Here is a 3,220-nt window from a genome sequence, read left to right as displayed (position 1 = left end):
CGGCGAGATCGAGGGTCCCGCCGTGGGCGCGCACGATCGAGGCGACGATCGCGAGGCCGAGCCCCGCACCGCCCTCGGCGCTGCGTGTGCGCCCCACCGCCCTGACGAACGGCTCGGTGAGGGTCGCCACGATCATCGGATCGAGCACCGCGCCGCTGTTCGCGACCACGAGCTCGCCAGGGGCGGTCGACACCGACACCCGCACCCAGCCGCCGTCGACGTTGTGCACCACCGCGTTGTGCACGAGGTTGCTCGCCAGCTGTGCCAGCAGTGCGCGGTTGCCGTTCACGACTGCCGGCGAGAGAGCGGTGTCGAGACGGATGCCGCGGGCCGAGGCATCCGCTCGCTCCTCGTCGATCGCCTCGTCGACCAGGGCCGCGAGATCGATTGGCGCCCGGTCGAGTCGGTTGCCGCGTCCGGCACGGGCGAGGGTGAGGAGGGCCTCGGTGGTCGCGATCGCGCGTTCGTTCGTCGTGGCGATGCGCTGGAGGAGCACGTCGACGTCGCGTCCGCCGGGGTCTGCCTGGGCGACTTCGACCATCGTGCGGATGATCGCATGCGGTGTGCGCAGCTCGTGCGAGGCGTTGGCGGCGAAGCGGCGCTCTTCGTGGATCGTGTGCTCGACGCGGTCGAGCATCGTGTCGAGCGCGTCGGCGAGGTCGGTGAGCTCGTCGCGGGGTCCGGGAAGCGCGACGCGATCCGAGAGCCGGCCGTCGCGCGCGCGGCGGGCGACGTCGGTGATCCGACCGAGCGGGCGCAGCATCACTCCGGCGAGCAGCCACCCGCCGACGAGTCCGAAGACGACGAGTCCTGCCATCGCCCACCAGGCGTAGCGCACGAAGACCTCGATGAGATCGCTGCGGTTCGGAGCCCATCCTCCGCCCTGGACGAAGAGCGCACCGGTCGGCACGAAGCGCAGCAGCAGGAAGCCGACGACGAACAGCGCGATGCCGGCGACGATGAGGAAGCCGGCGTAGCTGAGAGTCAGCTTGATCCGCACCGAGAGCCCGGGCAGGCGCTCTCTCGCGCGGGCGTTCATGTCGTCATCCGGTATCCGACGCCGGGCACCGTGTCGATGACCCACGGCTCGCCGAGGCGCTTGCGAAGCGTCGAGATCGTGATGCGGACGGCGTTGGTGAACGGGTCGGCGTTCTCATCCCACGCGCGTTCGAGCAGGTCTTCGGCGCTGACGACCCCGCCACCCGCCGTCATCAGGACGTCGAGCACCGCGAACTGCTTCCGCGTGAGGGCGATGTAGTTCCCGTCGCGGTACACCTCGCGGCGGAAGCGGTCCAGGCGCACGCCCGCGACCTCGACGACGGGGGGAGTGCCTGCGGCCGGTCGCCGGCCCAGTGCCCGCAGTCGGAGCACCAGCTCGCGCAGCGCGAAGGGCTTCGTGAGATAGTCGTCGGCTCCGCTGGCGAACCCGGTCGCCTTGTCGTCGAGGCGGTCGGCGGCGGTGAGCATCAGGATGCGCGGACTCTCGGGCTCGCCCGCGAGGTGGCGGGCGATCTCGTCGCCGCTGGGTCCGGGAATGTCGCGATCGAGCACGACGACGTCGTACGAGTTGACCGCGAGCTGCTCGAGTGCGGTGTCGCCGTCGCCGGCGATGTCGGCGGCGATGGCCTCCAGGCGCAGCCCGTCGCGGATCGCCTCGGCGAGGTAGAGCTCGTCCTCGACGATCAGCACGCGCATGCGCCCAGCCTAGGCGCGACGACATATCGCCGACGTATGCGGTTGTCTGTACGCCTTCGCAACACGGTCCCACGTGAGATCGAGAGCATGCAGCAATCCGGCCTGTCTCCCTCCACCGTCGCTCCGTCGCACGGGCGCGCGCGCCGGCTGGCGGTGGTCACCGCCGCGGCGGTCGTCGCGGTACTCCTCGCGGTCGTCACCGTCGTCGCCGTGCAGGCGAACTTCGCGTCGTTCGCGCTGCCCGCGCCGCCTGTCACGGGCACGGCGACCTCGACAACCGAGCCTCACGCCACTCCTCCGGGCACGGGACTGGCCGTGGGGAGCGGCCGGCCGTTCCTGCCCGCTCCCGAGGACGGCCACATCTCCGAGGGCACCGTCGTCACGCCGGACGACGATGATGTGCCGGCGATCGCCCGCATGGATCCGACAGTGCTCGCCGCGCTGCGTGAGGCCCAGACGGATGCCGGGGCCGCCGGCATCCCGTTCTTCCCGGTGACGAGCGGCTGGCGCAACGAGGCGTATCAGCGCTGGCTGTTCGAGGACGCGGTCGAGCGGTACGGCAGCGAGGAGGTCGCTCGCCAGTACGTCGCGACTCCCGAAAGGTCGCCGCACGTCACGGGCGACGCCGTCGACATCGGCTCGCTCGAGGCGCAGCTGTGGCTCATCGAGCACGGCTCGCGCTACGGCATCTGCCAGACCTACGCCAACGAGCGCTGGCACTTCGAGCTCGCCACCGAGCCGGGCGGCGTGTGCCCCGAGATGAAGGCGGATGCCACCGCCTGACATGTCAAGGCCTAGCCGCTCGGGGGACCTACCGTCAGGCTCGTCGTATGAACAGCGATCGAGACGGCCGCCCCGAGGGAGGCGACGACGCGCTCGCCGGCGGCGACTTCACCCACGAGCTGAACGAGGGTCAGGTCGAGGCCGATGCCGAGAGCGGCAGCACCGAGGGAGCCGAAGACCGTGCGGCCGACGCCGGGCCCGACACCTAGCGGGATGACGCATCCGGTATGCGCAGGAGCGCCCGCCCGCCCGGAGTCGGGCGGGCGCTCATCGGACGCCGCATTCCCCAGCTGAGGCGTCCGCGAACCGGCTCCCCGCCGTGCCGGCCCTTCGGATGCGGCCTACTGTCCCCCGTCGCCGCTCCCGAACGCCAGGATGAAGCCGCCGTCGGTCTCACGCACCTGGAAGGCGATGTCGCCGTTCGTCCCGTCGAGGGTGGCGTAGCCCGTGCCGTTCTCCGCTCCGTCGCTGCGGTCGAGGTCATACCCCGGCAGCTGCGCCTCGTAGTGAGCCAGCACATCGCCGATCGGCGTCTCCGTGGCGTACGACGCCGTCTCGCTCGAGCCGCCCACCGTCTCGGACGTCACGCAGAGGATCGCCCCGGCCGGGGGTGCGGGCCAGTCGACGGGCAGGCTCTCGATCATCGCGATGTCGGCTGGTGCGTACGCGAGCGGGAACGCCTGCGCGCACTCCTCGGGGACGGCGCCGGCCGCGGGGTCGATGGTCTGCTGGCCGGGCACCG

The 3,220-nt window shown here is 71.5% G+C and carries 5 protein-coding genes; 2 read left to right on the top strand and 3 right to left on the bottom strand.

Annotation, left to right across the window (positions count from 1 at the left end; all coding sequences use genetic code 11):
* Both EIO58_RS14970 and EIO58_RS14965 read right to left on the bottom strand, forming a co-directional pair.
* Positions 1-1,039 (bottom strand): sensor histidine kinase (locus tag EIO58_RS14970; RefSeq protein WP_164861751.1); only part of this gene is annotated, 1,039 nt, incomplete at its 3' end.
* A complete protein-coding gene (locus EIO58_RS14965; RefSeq protein ID WP_127820187.1) occupies positions 1,036-1,695 on the bottom strand; it encodes a response regulator transcription factor in 660 nt (219 codons plus the stop codon). The genes EIO58_RS14965 and EIO58_RS14970, both read right to left, overlap by 4 nt.
* Positions 1,696-1,782: 87 nt before the next feature.
* Here EIO58_RS14965 and EIO58_RS14960 point away from each other — a divergent pair, with 87 nt between their 5' ends.
* Entirely contained in the window at positions 1,783-2,478 is a 696-nt protein-coding gene (locus EIO58_RS14960; RefSeq protein WP_127820186.1) for a M15 family metallopeptidase, read from the top strand.
* A gap of 47 nt (positions 2,479-2,525) precedes the next feature.
* Entirely contained in the window at positions 2,526-2,687 is a 162-nt protein-coding gene (locus tag EIO58_RS18945) for a hypothetical protein (RefSeq protein WP_164861750.1), read from the top strand.
* A 132-nt stretch (positions 2,688-2,819) separates the two neighbouring features.
* On the opposite strand, the gene EIO58_RS18940 is transcribed toward EIO58_RS18945, so the two are convergent.
* On the bottom strand, positions 2,820-3,220 hold a 401-nt coding region (locus EIO58_RS18940), incomplete at its 5' end, for a hypothetical protein (protein ID WP_164861749.1).

The organism is Microbacterium sp. CPCC 204701 (assembly GCF_004010105.1).
In the GTDB taxonomy this organism is placed as follows: domain Bacteria; phylum Actinomycetota; class Actinomycetes; order Actinomycetales; family Microbacteriaceae; genus Microbacterium.
This window is presented reverse-complemented; position numbering and strand designations above follow the sequence as displayed.

Coding starts and splice junctions, on each gene's coding strand:
- EIO58_RS14960 (WP_127820186.1), top strand. CDS start 1,783: ATGCAGCAATCCGGCCTGTCTCCCTCCACCGTCGCTCCGTCGCACGGG.
- EIO58_RS14965 (WP_127820187.1), bottom strand. CDS start 1,695: ATGCGCGTGCTGATCGTCGAGGACGAGCTCTACCTCGCCGAGGCGATC.
- EIO58_RS18945 (WP_164861750.1), top strand. CDS start 2,526: ATGAACAGCGATCGAGACGGCCGCCCCGAGGGAGGCGACGACGCGCTC.